Source organism: Rhodococcus sp. FG69, assembly GCF_057808915.1.
The window spans coordinates 46,452-64,227 of record NZ_JBMDIX010000016.1 but is presented as its reverse complement, the minus strand read 5'-3'; the positions used below and the strand labels follow the sequence as shown (position 1 = coordinate 64,227).

Annotated in this window: 14 protein-coding genes; 8 read left to right on the top strand and 6 right to left on the bottom strand. The window is 62.2% G+C overall.

The features are described from left to right. Window positions 1–7 precede the first annotated feature (7 nt). Window positions 8–889 carry a universal stress protein gene (locus tag ACODSO_RS14350; protein ID WP_068370853.1) on the bottom strand — a complete coding sequence of 294 codons (882 nt, stop codon included), beginning with the start codon at window positions 887–889 and terminating at the stop codon, window positions 8–10. Window positions 890–1,095: 206 nt separating this feature from the next. Between ACODSO_RS14350 and ACODSO_RS14345 the strand changes: the two genes are divergently transcribed. Continuing rightward, the gene (locus ACODSO_RS14345; RefSeq protein ID WP_068370856.1) at window positions 1,096–2,013 is read left to right on the top strand and encodes a universal stress protein; all 918 of its coding nucleotides are present in this window, start codon (window positions 1,096–1,098) and stop codon (window positions 2,011–2,013) included. A gap of 14 nt (window positions 2,014–2,027) precedes the next feature. On the opposite strand, the gene ACODSO_RS14340 is transcribed toward ACODSO_RS14345, so the two are convergent. Next, on the bottom strand, window positions 2,028–3,014 hold the full coding sequence (locus ACODSO_RS14340; RefSeq protein ID WP_331712359.1) for an Acg family FMN-binding oxidoreductase: 987 nt from the start codon (window positions 3,012–3,014) through the stop codon (window positions 2,028–2,030). 189 nt (window positions 3,015–3,203) lie between these two features. Here ACODSO_RS14340 and ACODSO_RS14335 point away from each other — a divergent pair, with 189 nt between their 5' ends. Continuing rightward, entirely contained in the window at window positions 3,204–3,839 is a 636-nt protein-coding gene (locus ACODSO_RS14335) for a response regulator (RefSeq protein WP_068370881.1), read from the top strand. Window positions 3,840–3,884: 45 nt separating this feature from the next. Further along, window positions 3,885–5,627, top strand: a complete 1,743-nt coding sequence (locus ACODSO_RS14330) for a sensor histidine kinase (protein WP_489037440.1) — start codon at window positions 3,885–3,887, stop codon at window positions 5,625–5,627. A gap of 18 nt (window positions 5,628–5,645) precedes the next feature. Here ACODSO_RS14330 and ACODSO_RS14325 read toward each other — a convergent pair whose 3' ends face one another. After that, the gene (locus tag ACODSO_RS14325; protein WP_068370886.1) at window positions 5,646–5,912 is read right to left on the bottom strand and encodes a DUF1876 domain-containing protein; all 267 of its coding nucleotides are present in this window, start codon (window positions 5,910–5,912) and stop codon (window positions 5,646–5,648) included. A 234-nt stretch (window positions 5,913–6,146) separates the two neighbouring features. On the opposite strand from ACODSO_RS14325, the gene ACODSO_RS14320 reads away from it, so the two are divergent. Then, window positions 6,147–7,043 carry a universal stress protein gene (locus ACODSO_RS14320; protein WP_068370890.1) on the top strand — a complete coding sequence of 299 codons (897 nt, stop codon included), beginning with the start codon at window positions 6,147–6,149 and terminating at the stop codon, window positions 7,041–7,043. Between the two features lie 37 nt (window positions 7,044–7,080). Beyond that, window positions 7,081–7,329, top strand: a complete 249-nt coding sequence (locus ACODSO_RS14315; protein ID WP_068370893.1) for a YgaP family membrane protein — start codon at window positions 7,081–7,083, stop codon at window positions 7,327–7,329. A gap of 26 nt (window positions 7,330–7,355) precedes the next feature. On the opposite strand, the gene ACODSO_RS14310 is transcribed toward ACODSO_RS14315, so the two are convergent. Together ACODSO_RS14310 and ACODSO_RS14305 are read right to left on the bottom strand one after the other, a co-directional pair. Further along, window positions 7,356–8,252: a universal stress protein gene (locus ACODSO_RS14310; RefSeq protein ID WP_068370896.1), complete on the bottom strand. Its 897-nt coding sequence runs from the start codon at window positions 8,250–8,252 to the stop codon at window positions 7,356–7,358. Between the two features lie 62 nt (window positions 8,253–8,314). Continuing rightward, on the bottom strand, window positions 8,315–9,355 hold the full coding sequence (locus tag ACODSO_RS14305) for a zinc-dependent alcohol dehydrogenase family protein (protein WP_068370899.1): 1,041 nt from the start codon (window positions 9,353–9,355) through the stop codon (window positions 8,315–8,317). 312 nt (window positions 9,356–9,667) lie between these two features. Here ACODSO_RS14305 and ACODSO_RS14300 point away from each other — a divergent pair, with 312 nt between their 5' ends. Genes ACODSO_RS14300 through ACODSO_RS14290 form a run of 3 tightly spaced genes read left to right on the top strand, consistent with a single transcriptional unit; the run spans window position 9,668 to window position 14,523 of the window. After that, window positions 9,668–12,529 carry a cation-translocating P-type ATPase gene (locus tag ACODSO_RS14300; RefSeq protein ID WP_489037439.1) on the top strand — a complete coding sequence of 954 codons (2,862 nt, stop codon included), beginning with the start codon at window positions 9,668–9,670 and terminating at the stop codon, window positions 12,527–12,529. After that, on the top strand, window positions 12,526–13,542 hold the full coding sequence (locus ACODSO_RS14295) for an Acg family FMN-binding oxidoreductase (protein WP_068370632.1): 1,017 nt from the start codon (window positions 12,526–12,528) through the stop codon (window positions 13,540–13,542). Before ACODSO_RS14300 ends, ACODSO_RS14295 begins: the two co-directional genes overlap by 4 nt. A 51-nt stretch (window positions 13,543–13,593) precedes the next feature. Beyond that, window positions 13,594–14,523 (top strand): 1-phosphofructokinase family hexose kinase, encoded by a 930-nt coding sequence (locus ACODSO_RS14290; RefSeq protein ID WP_269455175.1) that lies wholly within the window; start codon window positions 13,594–13,596, stop codon window positions 14,521–14,523. On the opposite strand, the gene ACODSO_RS14285 is transcribed toward ACODSO_RS14290, so the two are convergent. Beyond that, a complete protein-coding gene (locus tag ACODSO_RS14285; protein ID WP_489037438.1) occupies window positions 14,520–17,708 on the bottom strand; it encodes an HAD-IA family hydrolase in 3,189 nt (1,062 codons plus the stop codon). The two genes, ACODSO_RS14290 and ACODSO_RS14285, sit on opposite strands and share 4 nt — an antisense overlap. Window positions 17,709–17,776: the final 68 nt, after the last annotated feature.

Sequence of the window (17,776 nt, the reverse complement as noted above, 5' to 3'; positions counted from 1 at the left end):
AGTACGGTCACTTTCCTCGGCAGATCATCACCGGGCAGTGCGCGTGGTGAGCGAGGTTGCTGCTCGTCGAGCCCAGCAAAGCCTGTGCTGCCGACCCCCGTCCTCGACTGCCGACCACCACCAACTGCGACTGTCTCGACAGGTCGACCAGCAGGTGAGCGGCGCTCCCCTGCCTCAATACATGTTCGACAGCGACTTCGGGGTACTTCTGTGACCACCCCGCGAGGCTCTCCGACAACAGAGCGGACTCCTCGTTCTCCAACGTGGTCAAGTCGACCAAGCCGGGCAGTGCCACACCGCCACCGAGCGAGAACGCATTCCAGGTGTGCGCAGCGATGAGTGGGAGCCCAAGACCGGCCGCAAGTTCGAAGGCGTACTCGACCGCCGCGGCACTCGTGGCGCTTCCGTCGACACCGACCACGATCGGCGCGTCGACTGCTGCATCTCCTGCTCGCCACACGACCACTGGACAATCAGCCTTGTCGACCGTCCGTTTCGCTGTACTTCCGAGCAGGGTCGAGACCAACAGTCCGGTACCGGAGTTGCCGACCACCACCACGCGAGCCGTCCGCGAATGTTCGACCAGCATCACTGCTGCCGATGTTGTGTCCACCCCTGTTGTCACCGACAGAGACGGATGCGCCTCCTGAACGGCCGTGGACAAGTCCGCGACGAGCTTGTCGGCGGTGTGTCGTTGTTCCTCCCACACTTCGGCAGGAATGACCATTGCCGACTCGGCCATGTAGAACGTCGGCTCCTGAACGGCGCTGGCGATGTGCAGCGGGGCGTTCAAGCGCTCGGCCACGTTCGCTGCCCAGCGCGCGGCCGCGGCACTGTTCGGTGAACCGTCGACACCCACGACGACCCTCTGATGATTTGCCAGAATCATGATCTCTCCCTGTCTTCGGCGCAGGCAGGTGCCGACGCGATGTCGGCGTCCGCTGTTGCTGCATCCGGCGTGGATGCACCTTCATTGCACGCTGACGTAGGGAGACCGGCACAGAGCATTTCGTCACCGGTGTCAGGGACTCGGCACTACGGCATCCGGACCGGTGACCCTGGTCGGGTTACACGTGGCATCGAAAGGATGAAAGCATGACCCACACGGACAGTGCGTTCAGCGAGGACAGTGCACCGACAAAGCGGACAATCGTCGGCGTCGACGGCTCTGTGCCTTCGGAGGTCGCGGTGAGATGGGCTGCCGCCGACGCAGCTACACACGGGACAGCATTGACGCTCGTCTACGCAGGAGTTGCGTCAGGCGGAACACAATCGAACGCACCGCGTCTCAGCGGTGGCGCATCGAGCGCACACGCCCGTTCGGCACTGGCTACCGCCCAGGCGGTCGCCCAGTCCGTGGCCGGGGGCTCCCTGGCTATCGAGACCGTTCTCGTGTCGACTCCGCCGGCCGAGGCCCTCATCGGTTACGGCCCGGATGCTCGGCTGATCGCGCTCGGTACGCGCGGTCTGGGAGGGCTTGCCCGCGCGGTCCTCGGCTCGGTCAGCAGTGCCGTCGCCGCGCAGGCCGGCTGTCCGGTGGTCATCGTCCCGGAGCATTTCGACACCACCCAGGTGGACGCCGACTCCGCCCCCATAGTCGTCGGGCTCGACCATTCACCACACGACAATGCAGTTCTCGCTGTCGCTTTCGATCAGGCGGCACGGCGACACGTCAGCCTGAGGATGGTCCACGCCTTCACCGCTCTCCATCCAGGTACGTCCTTCGGCGAGTTCGTGCAGTGGGGCCCTCATCTGGATCCCGCAGGCGCAGCGAAACTCTGGATGGACGAGGTCGCCGGAGCGTGGGGCAACGAGTATCCGGCAGTACAGGTTTCGACGTGTGCGATCGAGGACTATCCATCACGCGTTGTTCTCGAGATGGCCGCCGATGCTCAATTGATCGTCGTCGGCTCTCGCAGCCGCGGTGCAATTTCGCCGCTGTTCATAGGGTCGACCAGTCGCGCGGTCCTTCATCGCGCCGAAATCCCGACCATCATCGTTCCGGCGATCTGATCGGCGAACGGCGATCACCTCTTGTTAATGGAGAGGACACTCGAGATCGGTCGTCGCGGAGTCTGTTTCGGCGCCCCGCCGGTCGGCGGGGTACCGATCCTCACCAAGACCTGCGGCACACCACCCTCGGGTGCAAGCGATTCGACCAGCGCCCGGCTGCCGGACTGTTCCGTCAAATGAGTCAGCGGACACGTCGCAAGTCCTCTTGCTGCGGATTCGAGCAGAAGCGGAGAGAGCGCTCGGCCAGCCTTCAACCAGTCGATACGGTGATCGCCCTCGGTACTGAGCAGAACGACACTGGAACGGTCGATCCAATCGACCGACCGGTCGTGAAGACCGACTCGGCGTGGTTCTGGAAATTGGCGCCCGATATCAACGTTCGCCGACTCGGACCGATCCGCGAGCGCACTCGGCGGTATCCCACGCGATGCCACCACATGCCCGGCCCACCAGCGGATCTCGGCTTGGTAGGTTGCGTCGTACTTTCGGATGCCCGCACTCAACCTGGATGCGGTGGCCAAAGTTTCCCTTGCATCGGGTGATAGGACAGTAAGCGTCGCGCCATGATTGTCCGCAGCCCGTTGCATTGTCGACGTGAGGACGCTGCCATCCGGAACAGGGCCGAATGGCCGGCGATCGGACCGCCTGCGGCTGATCGCGGTCAACAGGTCGAACTCGTGCGACTGTGGATGCGCACCATGGACGAAGTGAACACGCGCGAGATGATCAGGAGAACCGGGAAATGGCAGTTCGCCCACCTCGGTGGACCATCGAAATGTCGCCGCCGCGGTAGTCAGATGATCCAGGGCGGCCCCGCAACTGATCACCATCTGGCGGCCCAGCGGATCGATCGACTCCAGCAGACGCGACCGGTCCGTATGCAGATTGAGATAGCCGTCGGAGTACACCCACTTCCAAGGCTGACTATTGTGAACCGACGGCGCACGGCACGCAAGTTCCACCAGCATCTCCACTACCGCCGACTCCGGCTGAACGCTCATCATCACTCCTATACATCCCCACTGCGAGAGCAATGGCCCACTGCGAGAGCAATGGCAGAGGCCAGTGTTGTCGCCGATCTCACATAGGCGAAAGGGCCGTACGTCATCCGAAACACGAGCACTTCGGCAACAGTGTCCCAGCAACGGAAAACCGTATGCTGGCAAGACGAGCGCATGGAAGGAGTCGCGGTGATCACTGTCTTTCTGGTCGACGACCACGAGATCGTCCGTCGGGGTCTTATCGATCTCATCGAGTCCGACCCCGAACTGTCCATAGTCGGAGAAGCGGGCACGGTCAGCAATGCCCTCGCTCGCATACCTGCCTTGCGCCCTGACGTTGCGGTCTTGGACGTGCAGCTACCCGACGGCAATGGCGTAGAACTGTGTCGCGAATTGATGTCGAGCATGCCTGAGCTGCGGTGCCTGATGCTGACTTCGTTCACCGAGGACCAAGCCATGCTCGACGCCATTCTTGCCGGCGCGATGGGTTACATCGTCAAGGACATCAAGGGCATGGACCTGACCAAGGCGATCAAGGACGTCGGACTCGGACGGTCCTTGCTCGACAATCGTGCAGCCGCGGCGCTGATGCGGAAGCTGCGGGCCTCCGAGGACACGTCCGTCACGGGCCCACTGGCTTCGCTCACCGACCAAGAGCGCAAACTGCTTGCGCTGCTCGGGGAAGGGTTGACCAATCGGCAGATCGCCGAGCGGATGTTTCTCGCCGAGAAGACGGTAAAGAACTATGTGTCGCGACTGCTGGCCAAGCTCGGTATGGAAAGGCGGACGCAAGCTGCTGTGTACGCATCCAAACTGGAGGGATGACGTAGATACGTCGCATCGGAGCGGCGACTCGGCCATACTGTTGCTGTGGTCGGAAACCATGGCGACACCGGGAAGACATTCACCGGCGAACTGAGCGGAACACTGTCTCAGCTACGCCTCCGGGAACTATTGGGAGAGGTCCAGGAGCGGCTGGGAAAGATCGTAGATGCGCGTGAGCAGCTCGACAGTCTGCTTCACTCGATGCTTGCCATCTCCGAGGGGTTGGACCTCGAGGAAACTCTGCGGTCGATCGTTGTCTCGGCCGTCGAGCTCGTCGACGCTCGCTACGGAGCTTTGGGTGTACGCGGCCACAACCGTGAGCTGAGCGCTTTCATATTTCACGGCATCGAAAGCGAGACGGCCGAAATAATTGGACCGTTGCCTACCGGCGGCGGTGTACTGGGATTGCTGATCGACCAGCCGCAAGCCCTCCGTCTCGACCGGCTCTCCGATCATCCGTCGTCGATCGGTTTTCCACCTGGACACCCACCGATGAATACGTTCCTCGGTGTTCCGATTCGAGTTCGCGACGAAGTATTCGGAAATCTGTATCTGACCGAAAAGAACAACGGAAAGTCGTTCACCGAGGACGACGAGGCGGTGATGCAAGCGCTCGCATCCGCTGCAGGTGTCGCTATCGAGAACGCCCGGTTGTACAGCCAAGCGCGCACACAACAATCCTGGCTGGAGGCTACCCGCGATATCGCGACCGATCTGTTGAGTGGCACCGCCACCGATCAGGTTCTTCGAAAGGTCGCCGAGCAGGCCTTGCGACTTACTGCCGCCGATCTCGCGTTCATTGCCATCCCGGGTGAAGCAGACGCACCCGCAGAAGACGTCACCGAACTGGTAGTGAACGTTGTAGCCGGGGAACCGGCCGACGGGCCGCACAGCGTGATGGGGAACGTTCTGCCGGTGTTCGGATCGACTTCGGGCACCTCGTTCCGGAGCCGGACACCGATCCGAGCCGAGCATCTCGAATTCGACGCTACCGAAGGATCAGGTGTCGAATACGGCCCCGCACTCATCTCTCCGCTTCGCGCTTCGGATCGAGTCGCAGGGGTTCTGGTTGTCCTGCGCCGGATCGACGGCAAGCCCTTCGACGACACTCAACTCGAACTTGTGTCATCGTTCGCCGATCAGGCCGCCGTGACCGTACAAATGGCGAATTCCGCACGCAGACTTCGCGAACTGGATGTGCTGGCCGAGCGTGACAGGATCGCCCGAGATCTGCACGACCGAGTGATCCAACGGATATTCGCTGCCGGGCTGTCTCTCCAGAGCACGGTGCAGCGTGCAACAGCCCCGGAAGTCAAGACGCGGCTCGCAACCACGATCGATGACCTCCAGGACACGGTCCAGGATATTCGCAGTGCAATATTCGACCTGCACTCTCGTGATACCACAACCGTCGGTCTACGACGGCGTGTCGATGACATCGTCGACGAGATGACCGGGAACTCCGGATTGCGAACGACATTGCGGGTCTCGGGGCCTTTGTCGGTGGTGGATCCGCCACTTGCCTCACACGCACTGGCGGTGCTTCGCGAGGGAATCAGCAACTGTGTGCGCCACGCTCACGCCACTACCGTCACCATCGCGATCAGCGTCGCGGACGATCTCACCGTTGTCATCACCGACGACGGTGTCGGAATGCCCGCCGATGTATCGGCCAGCGGACTCGACAATTTGCGATCGAGAGCTCGGGAATGCGGCGGACACATGATTATCGAACCCGCTACCGAGGCGGGCGGCACTGTTCTGACGTGGTCTGCGCCCCTCCCCTGATGTGCACAGCTGTCCCATTCACAAGTTCATCGTGACTGGTTCGTGGACAACCTTTTCCAAGTCCTGTGCGCTGCACTCGAGCAATTGATGCGCCAGGTCCGACAACGCTCGTGCGGTGGCGAGTTCGTCGCCGATCTCGGGCACATTCGGGTCCGCGGGACTCTTTCGAGCGTGTCCCACACCGGTCAAATGGGTGTCGTCGCGCGTTCGAAGTCGCGCCACGGCCCGCGTTTTGTTGTCGTGCTCATCGATGGTCACCTCGACCGACCACTGGTGTTGTTCCATTGTTCTCGTCCTTTCATAGGCGAACCGGAACGTCGAAACCACGGCATTCCTCGCTAGGTCTACAGCAGGTCCTCGTTCCGTCACAGAGCATTTCGACCTCGGTGCCTGGGACCTTCGGGCCACGTCCAGTAATCGGGACCTTCGGCTCTATCTCGACGACCTACGCCCGGCGTTGACTCGAGACAGCTGCAAGATCAGACCCTCGATCTCCCGAATCGACGCGAGGTAGTTTCCATGACAACGTCCACGGCAGACACCGCACCCGCACCCGCACCCGATGAAGCTCCTGACGTCGGTGGACGCATCACGACGATCAGTGTCGGACTCGATCAGAGCCCCCACTCGTGGGGAGCGCTCGAGTGGGCCACGGACATCGCACATCGGGCCGGAGCAAAGATTCGAATCGTTCATGCTCTTCCACAGCACCGATTGGAAGACATCCGGTCCGAAAATCCTCGATCTCGCGTGATCGGAAAACGGTTGTTGCGGTCTGCAGCGCGCTCCGTTCACAAGAAAGACCCAGCTCTGACCGTCGACACGGTGCTGACTGACGATCCGATCGCTTCATACCTGACCACGCTGACCCGCACCGCTGACCTTGCCGTCATCGGTAGTCGCCCGTCCGGGCCGGTGAGAGATACGCTGTTCGGACACCACGCAACTCGAATCGTCGCCAAGTCGAGTTGTCCGGTCGTGGTCTGGCGTGGGCAGTCGGAAGCTCGCAGCGATGCTGGAGCTGTCGTGCTGGGCATCGACGATTCCGAGTCTTCCTCTCGCGCAATCACGCTCGCCTTTTACCTTGCCGATATTCTCGCAACCCCGTTGACAGCAATGCACACGGAGGCGCCCGTCCACGGCAGCGCAGTACACAGTGGGGCCGCACCCGAAGATGATCGTCTCGATTGGCTGCGCGCACGCACGGCGACGGCCGCCCAACACCACCCATCAGTCGATGTGCACCTGCATTGCCTCGGTTCGACACCCGAACATGAGCTCCGGCGGGCATCCTCGACGGCCCAACTCGTTGTGATCGGAAGTCACGGTTGCGGTCTGCTCAAGGGAACCCTATGTAGGTCCACGGTGCAACAACTGATCCACTCTGCCGGTGGACCGCTTCTTGTGGTTCCCTGACGCCGCAATTATGCCCGCCCCGATAGAGGAGCTCATCATGTCCCTGCCTGATACCGTTCCGAGCGCCTTCGAGGGCTGGCCGATCGAACGCACAGTGCCCGCCCTTGCCAGCGTCGTCACAGCCGCAGGGCTCGTCCTCGGCGAAGTGGCCTCACCGCGCTGGCGACTGCTCAGCGCATTCGCGGCAACCAACCTCGCCCTCTACGCTGCGGTCGGTTGGTGCCCGGCAAGCATCCTTCTCGCCAAGATCGGAGCACCGAGTCTCCGCCCACCTCGAAATAGCTAGTGCGCGAGTCACTCTGCGCGGAGATGTCAATGCACAACGAGCACAGGGCATTCGGCGTGGTGGACGAGATTCTGGCTCACCGAACCCAACACTGCCCCGGACAACCGGCCACGGCCACGACTGCCGACCACCAATACCTGGGCCGTCCCCGACAGTGCGCGCAGTTCACGAGCCGCGGAAGCGCCGACGGCCAACACTCGGACGGAGACGGACGGATAGCGGTCACGGTACGTCTCGACCATGGACTGCAACCACTTGTGCTCCGCTTCGCGCAAGGGCTTCCACTCCACCGACGTCGCATAGTGCAACTCGTCGGCTTCGCTGACGGCGCCGACATGCACTGCAAGCAATTCGACACCCAGAATGTTCGCGAGGTCGAATGCCGCCCCCAGCGCGCGTTTCGACGGGTCCGAGCCGTCCACACCCACCACGACGGGTCTCTGTTCGTTCAGCTCGCTGTCTCGCCGAGCCCGCCACACCAGCGTCGGACAGGTAGCCGAGTTCACCACTGTCGTCGTGGGACGACCGAAGACGATGTCTCGAACAGGTCCCGATTCCGGTGCGCCGAGGACGAGCATCGTCGAGTCGGCCGAAACAGATGCCGCCATTTCCGACGCGGACAGTTCGACGATCCTGCTGTCCACTTCGATGCCGGGTTCGATGTCGCGCGCGGACTGGACCGCGTCCTGTAACCGCTGCTCTGCCTCGTGCCGTAGCCGGGAGGGATAGTCGCTCGTTTCCATCGATGCCGCCATCGCTGCACTCCACTCGGGGGCCGGCAGCAAATAGATCAGTCGCAGGCTCGAGTGGGCACGACGGGCGAGCCTCGCCGCCCACTCGACTATGCCTGCATCGGTTCGCCCACCGTCGAGAATGACGGCGAAACGCCCGTCGGTGGCGAACGGAGCGGTGAAGTGGGACATGTGGACGCCTCTCGTCAGCGGTCGGTCTCGAACGTCAAGCAGAAAGGCAACCGAGTTTCGGCTCACCTACTGATGACCACCTTCAGGGATCCTGAGTCAGCGGCACCACTGAAAACGTCGTACGCCTCGGTGAATTCGTTCATCCTGAATCGATGGGTGATCAGACCAGACGGATCGAGCGTGCCGCCGGCCGCCAGTGTGGCCAACGTCGGTGTCGAAAACGTATCGACAAGTCCTGTGGTGATGGTGAGATCTCGAATCCAAATTGTTTCCAGATGTAGGGCGGCAGAGGCGCCGTGCACACCGATGTTGGCCACATGTCCCCCCGGACGCACTACATCGACTGCCAGTTCGAAAGTGGCAGGTAGTCCGACGGCTTCCATGGCCACATCCGCTCCCAACCCCTCAGTGAGAGCGCGGACCACCTCGACTACATCCTCCGTCGTGTTGTCGATGACCGTGTCGGCGCCTACTTTCAAGGCAGCCTGTAGCCTCCCCGAATCCCTGTCCACCACCACGATACGGCTGGGAGAGAACAGTTTCGAGGTCATGACTGCGGCCAGACCGATCGGACCCGCACCGATGATCACCACCACATCCCCAGGTTTGACCTGCCCGTTGAGGACACCGACCTCATAGCTGGTCGGAAAGATATCCGCCAGCATGAGCATCTGCTCGTCGCTCAATCCGGAGGGGACAGGATGAGTAGAGTTGTCTGCGAATGGAACTCGAACGAGTTCGGCTTGAGTTCCGTCGATGGTGTGCCCGAGGATCCACCCTCCCCCACCCGTGCACTGGCCGTACCGTTGCTCGCGGCAGAACCTGCAGGAACCACACGACGAGATACAGGACACGAGCACACGATCCCCGACCTCGACTCTGGCCACCCCGCTTCCTACCTCGACTACAGTGCCAACGGCCTCGTGGCCGAGGACTCGGCCTGGCGTCGTCTCCGGGACGTCACCTTTCAAGATGTGCAGATCAGTGCCGCAGATCGTGACCGCGTCGACTCGAACGACTGCATCGGTCGGGCACTCGATTGTGGGGTCGGCGACCTCGTCCCAAGACTTCTGGCCAGGCCCGTGAAAGATCATGGCGTGCATTGCTTCTCCTTGTCACTGTGAGGCCGGTCGACAACGAAAGTTCACGCGACGGCCCCGACCGCGGCTTCGTTCGTAGTCGGTGATTGTCACGAGGCTATGACTGCGAGCGTGTGTCGAAGCAGAGCACTCGGTCCACAAGGCGAGGACCAAGGTCACCCGAGCGAGCACCGGCCCGTTGGGATGCACAGGGGCCAGCCGGCCCACATGGTGGAGACCTTTGTCCCTGTGCAATCGATCGGCCCGCTGCAACCATCGAATCGTTCGGCAGGAGGTCGATCGAATGCGAGGACATGGCGGGACTCGGAGGACGGCGTGGTGCTACACCCGGAGAAATCGAACCGCTCGGCGCCGACCGAGCCCACAAAGCTCATCGACCCCCAAGAATCCATCGCACGGTTGCTGGAAGACCTCAAGACCAGTCCAGCAGGCTTGTCCGACCGCGAGGTTGCGCGCCGGGCACTCGTTCACGGCCCTAACCGAATAGTCCGCCGACCGGGTAGTCATTGGACTCGGCAGTTGATGCGGCAGCTCACACACCCTCTCGCACTGCTGCTGTGGATTGCAGCCATACTGGCCTGGCTCAGTACGTCCCGACCGCTCGCGGTTGCAATCGTGGTCGTTATTCTCATCAACGCAGCGTTCGCCTTCGTTCAGGAGCGTCACGCGGAACAGGCGGTGGAGGCGCTGTCAGCGTTCATCCCCACCACTGCACGGGTAGTCCGACAAGGGCCTGAGCGTACGGTCGAGGCATCACAGTTGGTCCCGGGCGATGTCATGGTGCTCGCCGAGGGCGACAAGGTGTCCGCCGACGCTCGACTCCTCGACGGTGCGCTGGAAACCGATCTGTCGAGTCTGACCGGTGAATCCGATGCAGTTCATATCGAGACCCGAACCGGTGCAGCGTCGGGACCGATCATCGAAGCGTCGGACGTCGTTTTCAGCGGAACGACGATCGTGGGTGGGCATGCCCGCGCGGTCGTCTTCGCGACCGGCATGCACACCGAACTCGGACGCATTGCAGCGTTGTCCCAACGGGTCGCTCCCGAAGAGAGCCCGCTCGAACGACAGGTCAAACGCGTTGCCTGGCTCATCGCTGCCGTAGCGGCCTGCTTGGGCCTGGCGTTCTTGCCGCTCGGCACCTTGGTCGCGGGTTTGTCGGTGCAGGACTCGGCGACCTTTGCGATCGGCCTCCTCGTGGCCAACGTGCCCGAGGGTTTGCTGCCTACCATCACTCTCGCGCTTGCGGTCGGCGTCCGGGCGCTCGCCCGACGCGGTGCATTGGTGAAGAAGATATCGGCGGTCGAGACCTTGGGGTCCACCTCCGTCATCTGTACTGACAAGACAGGAACACTCACCCAGAATCGGATGACCGCGACCGCGGTGTGGACACCGCAAGGGGTCATCTCGCCGCCGTTCACGGGCGTCGGAACTGCGCGGGCCGCACTGGTGGCAGCACATTGCTGTTCGGCCACCATGAAGGTCGACGACACCGGCGCCATCGTCGAGGAGGGGGATCCCACCGAGCTCGCCCTACTCCGTGTCGCAGCCGAATCGGGTGTCGTCCAGGACACCGATACGCGATCTCGGATGCGCGAGTTCAGCTTCTCCTCCGACCTCCGCCGAATGTCGACCGTGACTCGGATCTTCGGTGGCCAGGCCCGAATCGACGTCAAAGGCGCACCGGAGGAGATCGTCGATCTCTGCACGAGAATCGCCGACTCCGACGACCGACCCCTGACTTCCGACGACCGTGCCGACATAGCCACGTTGATCACCGACTGGGCCGCTCGGGGGCTTCGGCTGATCGCTGTCGCCGAGCGCGTCGTCGACGAGCAACAAGTGGCGCACCTCAGTCGGGAAGACGCTGAGCAGGGATTGACACTCGTAGCGATCTACGCCCTCGTGGATCCGCCGCGGCCCGAGGCGGCCGAGGCCGTCAAACGCTGCCATTCGGCTGGAATACGCATCGTCGTGGTCACCGGCGATCACGCACTGACCGCACGCGGAATTGCCGAGGCTGTCGGGATAGGAGCGACCACCGGCCTGCGAACGGTCACCGGCGCAGAACTGGAGTCCATGTCGGAGACCGCCCTCGACGAACTGCTCTCCTCACCCGAAGAAATCGTGTTCGCTCGCAGCTCACCAGAAGTCAAACTGAGAATCACCGATGCATTTCGTAGCCTCGGGAACGTCGTGGCCATGACCGGTGACGGAGTGAACGACGCACCGGCACTGCGTCGTGCCGACATCGGCATCGCGATGGGCAAATCGGGAACGGACGTTGCCCGCGAGGCAGCAACCATGGTTCTCACCGACGACAATTTCGCGACCGTAGTGACGGCCGTCGAAGCCGGGCGCAGGGTGTACGACAACGTCCGCAAGTTCATCGTGTACATCTTCGCGCACGCTACACCCGAGGTTGTGCCGTTCTTGCTGTACGCATTGTCGGGAGGCAACATCCCACTCCCCCTGACAGTCATGCAGATTCTCGCAATCGATCTCGGAACCGAAACACTGCCCGCCCTTGCCCTCGGACGCGAACCTGCAGAACCCGGATTGATGGACAGACCTCCGCGCCAACGCAGCGAGAATGTGGTGAGCCGGGACATGCTGCTTCGCGCATGGGGCATCCTCGGCGGGGTATCGGCGGTCCTGGTCATGGCGTTGTTTCTCGGCACACTGCTCACCAACGGCTGGCGGTTCGGCGACTCCGTGTCGAGCGGGCCGATGCACGAAGCATGGCAAACGGCGACCACGATGACCTTTCTGGGGATCGTGGCATGTCAGATCGGGACTGCGACAGCTGCACGTACCGAACACGCGTCACTACGGCAGATCGGACTCGGGACCAACCGACTCCTGTTGTACGGCATCATGTTCGAAGTAGTATTCGCAGCTCTTGTGGTGACCGTGCCGTTCATGCAGGACATCTTCGGGACCGTACGACCGCCACTCCATCTCGTGCTGTGGTTGCTACCTTTCCCCTTCGTCGTATGGGGTTGCGACGAGATCTATCGATCGATACGACGACGACGCGCCGGCGATGGCATTCCCCCCGCATCTGTCGTGCCGGCTGCTAGAGGTCGGAAGTCACACGGATCGAGTCTCAATGCTCTCGATAACGACACACAACGGTGGCAGCGTCGTGAGCCGACAGATCGGAGACTTCGATGAACAACACACTTCCGGATTCGGCGACCATCAAGTCGGCAATAGAGCTGGCCCTGCACGCACCGTCAGTACACAACTCACAACCATGGCTCTGGCGGATCGACGCGGGAGTACTTCACCTGCACGCAGACCCGAGTCGCCAATTGCACAGCACCGATCCAAGCGGCCGCGAGATGTACATCAGTTGCGGCATAGCGTTGCAGCACACGAGGATCGCACTGGCGTCCCTCGGATGGAGTTCGGACGTCCACAGACTCCCCTCATCCGACGATCCGTACCACGTTGCCTCGATTCGCGTCCGCCCACAATCACCACTCGAGCATGCGGTTGCCCTTGCAGCCGCAATTCCCCTGCGACGCTCCGATCGCCGTTGGTACAGCTCTTGGCCGGTGCCTGCGGCGCACCTTGCGGCGCTGACGAGAGCGGCTGCAAGCGAGGGCGTCGTCGTCGAGCGTGCGCCCATGTCTGCGTTCTTTCGGCGAGCTGCTGTGACAGCCGCCGAAGCCCACTCGCACGACCGTCAATACCAGGCGGAGTTGGCAGCTTGGAGTGGGGACGATTGTGCAGTGGACGGCGTTCCCTCCGCCAATGTGCCAGCTGCAGAGTCCCCCTCGCCAGCACACGTGCCGATGCCCAACAGAACCTTCCCCGCGTCAGGGCTCGGACAAACCCGTCATGCCGACCCGAGCGATGATGCTGGCACCCTCCTGGTCTTCGGTACACCCGGTGACGATCGAGCAAGCCAGATCAGGGCCGGGGAAGCTGCCGGAAACGTGCTTCTCGAAGCCACGGTGATGGGACTGGCAACCTGCACGTTCACCGAGCCGCTCGAACTCGACGATACGCGGGACCTTGTTCGACAACGAGTGTCGACCACTCAGTGCTTCCCTCAACTGATCGTGCGTACAGGATGGGCGCCTGTCGGTGCCGAGCCCGTTCCTCCGACGCCTCGACGGCCACTGTCCGCCGTCCTGGAGGGTCTCGACTCGGAGTACGCGACAACGGGAGCCGAGTAACACCGCTTCGACCACACCCGACGACCCTCGGTCAGCAATCGCGGAGGACCTGTGTCTGTAATTACCACTCTCACAATGAATCCAGCGCTCGACATCTACACAACGGTGCCCCACTTGATGCACACGGAGAAGATGCGGTGCAGCGCCCCCAGGCGCGACGCCGGCGGAGGGGGTGTAAATGTCGCGCGCGCAATTCTCGCGCTGGGCGGGGCCGCAACCGCGGTCGTGACGACGGGTGACGACGCGGGTGCGCGTCTTCTCCGTCTGATCGAACGCGATGAGATACCGGTACGCGCAGTCGACATCGAGAACCCGACACGAGAGAGTCTCGTCGTCACCGACGAATCGACCCGCCTTCAGTACCGATTCGTCCTGCCTGGACCGGCACTGACTGCCCGCGACGAAAGCCGGTGTCTGTCGGTCCTCGAGCAGAATGTGGCCGACAATGGCTATCTGGTGGTCAGTGGAAGCCTTCCTCCCGGCTGTTCCGAAGAATTCTTCTCCTCGATGGACACACTCGCGAGAAGCCATCAGTGCAGGCTGATAGTCGACACTTCCGGTTCTGCTTTGTCATGGGTGAAGGGCGCCTACCTCATCAAGCCGAGCATCCGCGAATTGCGGGATTGTGTCGGCGCGGCGCTCCCCGACGTGCCCTCGCAAGCTGCTGCGGCACGAGACCTTATCAGCGCGAACGTCAGCGAAGTTGTGGTGATTTCCCTGGGGAGTGCCGGTGCCCTGCTCGTCACCACTGACGAGATCGTCCCGGTACCGAGTACTCCGGTTTCACCCGGCAACGGTGTCGGCGCGGGCGACAACATGGTCGCGGGCATCACTGTTGCGCTCGATCAAGGGTGGGGTCTTGTGGAGGCGGTGCGGTTCGGGTCAGCGGCCGGAGCAGCCGCAACACTCACACCCGGATCCCAGCCGTGCGTCAGAGTCGAAGCCGACCGTCTGTACAAGCTGCTGTCGACAGCGGCCTAGTGTGGCCGCACGGTGGAAACGTGACCGGCGGGGTGCGAATCGACAGCAGCGAAAACCGATTCACCACCGTTCATCGTGAAGAGCTTGCCATCGATGTTGATCCGGACTGCCCGGGCACCGCTCGGGCGCGTCGTGACGGTCGTCGAGGTGCGGTCACATCGAATGTTGATCCAGTGGTCGCGATAGCAGAGGTCGAGTTCGAGCGATCGGATTTCGACCGGTAGCTGTGGATGCAACCACAAAGTGTCACCTCGGACGTCGATACCTGTGTAGCAGCGTTGCAGGATATCCACGCTTCCCGCCATGGCCCCGAGGTGGATACCCTCACGAGTACTTCCGTGCTGGGTATCTTCGAGGTCGGCCGAACATGCCTGACGCAGCATCTCCCAGGAGTCTCGGCGACGTCCTCGCGCAAGGACCCATGCGTGTGCAACTTTGCTCAGGGTCGACCCATGGCTCGTCCTGGAGAGGTAGTAGTCGACGGTAGCCGGAATGGTTTTCGGATCGAAGTCGTATCCCATTCCCGCCAAGATATCGACCAGTTCTTCCGCACTGAACAGGTAGAGCAGCATCAGGACGTCGGCTTGTTTCGAAACCTTGTAGTTCACACAGGAGTCTCCCTCGGCTTCGAGGATCAGATCGAGCCGACCGATGTTGCCGTACCTCGCGCGATAGTCCTCGAGATCGAGTTCACGCAGTTCGGCGTAGCCGTGAAACTGAGTGAGGAGTCCATTGTCGAGAAACTCCACGCGCAACTGGCACGCCAGGTCGTGCCACCTGTCGAGCTCGGAGGCATCCACATCCAACCGGCCGAACACTCCGAATTCGCGCCCGTCGCGTCCGAGAATCCTGCACGCGTCCAACGTCCGATTGATACACCAGGAAACCATCACGTTCACGTACGTGCAGTTGTCGATCCCCTCGCCCGGACGCCCCGGGTATCCATCGTGGAACTCGTCGGGACCCATGACACCCAGAAGGTCGTATCGCCGGTCTTCCGCATCCCACGTTGCCCAACTCGCCCAGAATCGGGCGATCTCGACCAGCATCTCGATGCCGTACGAGGACAGGAAAGCGAAGTCCGCGGTCACCTCCCAGTATTGCCACACGTTGTATGCCACCGCGAGTCCGACGTGGAACTGCCGATTCGAGTGGTCGGGCATCCAGCGCCCAGAACGCGGATTGAGCAACACCCGTGGCGTCACGTCGCGTCCGTCGCTTCCGCTCTGCCACGGAAACAGCGCTCCACGACAACCCACTTCCTCGGCGCGGCGCCGCGCGGCAGGAAGTCTCCGATAGCGATACAGCAGCAGCGATCTCGACAACCCCGGCGCGCGCAAGTTCAGCAGTGGGAGAACGAACACTTCGTCCCAGAAGACGTGGCCTCGGTACGCCTCACCGTGGAGACCTCGAGCAGGAACTCCGACGTCGAGATCCATCGTATGGGGTGACAGGCTTTGAAGCACGTGAAAGAGCTGCAGATTGACCGCTCGAACGGTCGACTCGACACTGCACTCGACCTCGATGTTGTATCGGTGCCACAACCGACGCCACAGCCCCCGGTGCTCGTCGACGAGCTCTGCAAAAGACCGGCGTTCGCCAAGCATGGCCAGTGCCGCGCCGAGCGGATCTGCTATAGCGCGATCGCGCGAACTGTAGAGTGCCACAGTTGTGGTGACGCGCATGCCCGCCGTCGGCGTGACGCGTGCAGTGGATTCATGAAGTGCATTCGCGGGCCCGTCCGCTTCCGTGCGAACCGGGGTGAGCGACTCCAAGCGCGAGGCCAGAACACACTCTGCGCGCGAATTCACGGTACGACAACGCAGCCAAGCCGCGCCGTCGACCGTTGCGCCCGACTCGTGGCCAGTCAGATGAGAGTTGCTCAGACCCCTGAATTCCGCGACATTGTCGTTGCGTACGTCGCCGTCCAACGCCGCACGTACGGTAACGGTTGCGCTGTAGTTCTCCGGCTCGATTCTTGTCTCCATCGCTGCGAGGTGCGGCTCGGCCATGGACACGATTCGCCGCTGCCGTAGCCGTGTCCGTCGGCCCGAAGCATCCTGATACAGGCTTTCCCGATGGAGTACTCCCCCCTTCATATCCAACATGTGGTGGTGATGACGCAAGTCTTCGTTGTCGGGCTTCAACCATTCGCCGCCGTCGATGGAGAACGTCGTCGGAAGCCAATTCGGCCACGCGACAATCGATTCGTCTTCGTATTCCACGTCGCCGATTGTCGATCGCAGCCTGTCGTAGCATCCGGCGACGTAGGTCCCCGGGTAATACACCCCACCCGAGAGTGCCTCCGGCAGGGCACCGCGGGTGGCGAAATACCCGTTTCCCAGTGTGCACAGACTCTCTCTGATTCCTTCGTTCCAAGCTGAGAATCCGACGTAGTGAAGCATCCAAGTCGAATCGGCGTCGACTGCGCACAACTCGCAATCGTCGTCGGCGGCCGCGGGACTGGTGGTGACCTCGATTTCGAGATCGGTAAGGTCGTCGACGACGACGTCTGCGTCCGTCGACAATGCGGCATTCGATTCACCGAGTCCGACGACCAGCCCGAACCCCCCTGCCCGTGCACCCTGAATACCTGCGACGGAATCCTCTACGACAGCACAGAGTCCCGGGGGGAATCCGAGCCGTCGGGCTGCCTCGAAATACAGATCGGGCTGCGGCTTTCCTGCGAGCCCTTGGTGGTCCGCGTCGAGGCCGTCGACGCGAACGTCGAACAGTCCACCGACGCCCGCCAACGCCATGACCTTTCCTGCATTTCGGCTTCCCGAGACAACGGCCGTCGGTATCCCCGCTATCCGAAGCCGTTTCACTACGTCGAGAGTGCCTTCGATGATTCGAACGCCCTCCGCGGCAAGAGTATCGAGGTAGGTGCTGTTCTTTCGTTCAGCCCATTCACGAACGCTCCCGCGCACCTTCTCATCCCCCTCTTCGTCAGGGAGGCTGAGCGAACGCGCGCGAACGAAAGTGCGGATCGCATCGAATCGGTCGCGACCGTCGATGTAGGCCTTGTAGTCGTCAGATGTGAAAGGGCGATCTCCCTGCCCAGCCTCACCGAGCAGGGCGTCGAATGTGTCCTTCCACGCACTTTCGTGGATCGCGGCGGTATCGGTGACCACTCCATCCAGATCGAACAACACAGCCGCAATCTCGCGGCCCTGAACCCTCACGATTTTTCGATGTCGGAGGAAACGCGTCCGCTCGTGCGGTCAAGATTTGCCTGCCCGCGCGGGGGTGG

Coding starts and splice junctions, on each gene's coding strand:
- ACODSO_RS14350 (WP_068370853.1), bottom strand. CDS start 889: ATGATTCTGGCAAATCATCAGAGGGTCGTCGTGGGTGTCGACGGTTCA.
- ACODSO_RS14345 (WP_068370856.1), top strand. CDS start 1,096: ATGACCCACACGGACAGTGCGTTCAGCGAGGACAGTGCACCGACAAAG.
- ACODSO_RS14340 (WP_331712359.1), bottom strand. CDS start 3,014: ATGAGCGTTCAGCCGGAGTCGGCGGTAGTGGAGATGCTGGTGGAACTT.
- ACODSO_RS14325 (WP_068370886.1), bottom strand. CDS start 5,912: ATGGAACAACACCAGTGGTCGGTCGAGGTGACCATCGATGAGCACGAC.
- ACODSO_RS14320 (WP_068370890.1), top strand. CDS start 6,147: ATGACAACGTCCACGGCAGACACCGCACCCGCACCCGCACCCGATGAA.
- ACODSO_RS14315 (WP_068370893.1), top strand. CDS start 7,081: ATGTCCCTGCCTGATACCGTTCCGAGCGCCTTCGAGGGCTGGCCGATC.
- ACODSO_RS14310 (WP_068370896.1), bottom strand. CDS start 8,252: ATGTCCCACTTCACCGCTCCGTTCGCCACCGACGGGCGTTTCGCCGTC.
- ACODSO_RS14305 (WP_068370899.1), bottom strand. CDS start 9,355: ATGCACGCCATGATCTTTCACGGGCCTGGCCAGAAGTCTTGGGACGAG.
- ACODSO_RS14295 (WP_068370632.1), top strand. CDS start 12,526: ATGAACAACACACTTCCGGATTCGGCGACCATCAAGTCGGCAATAGAG.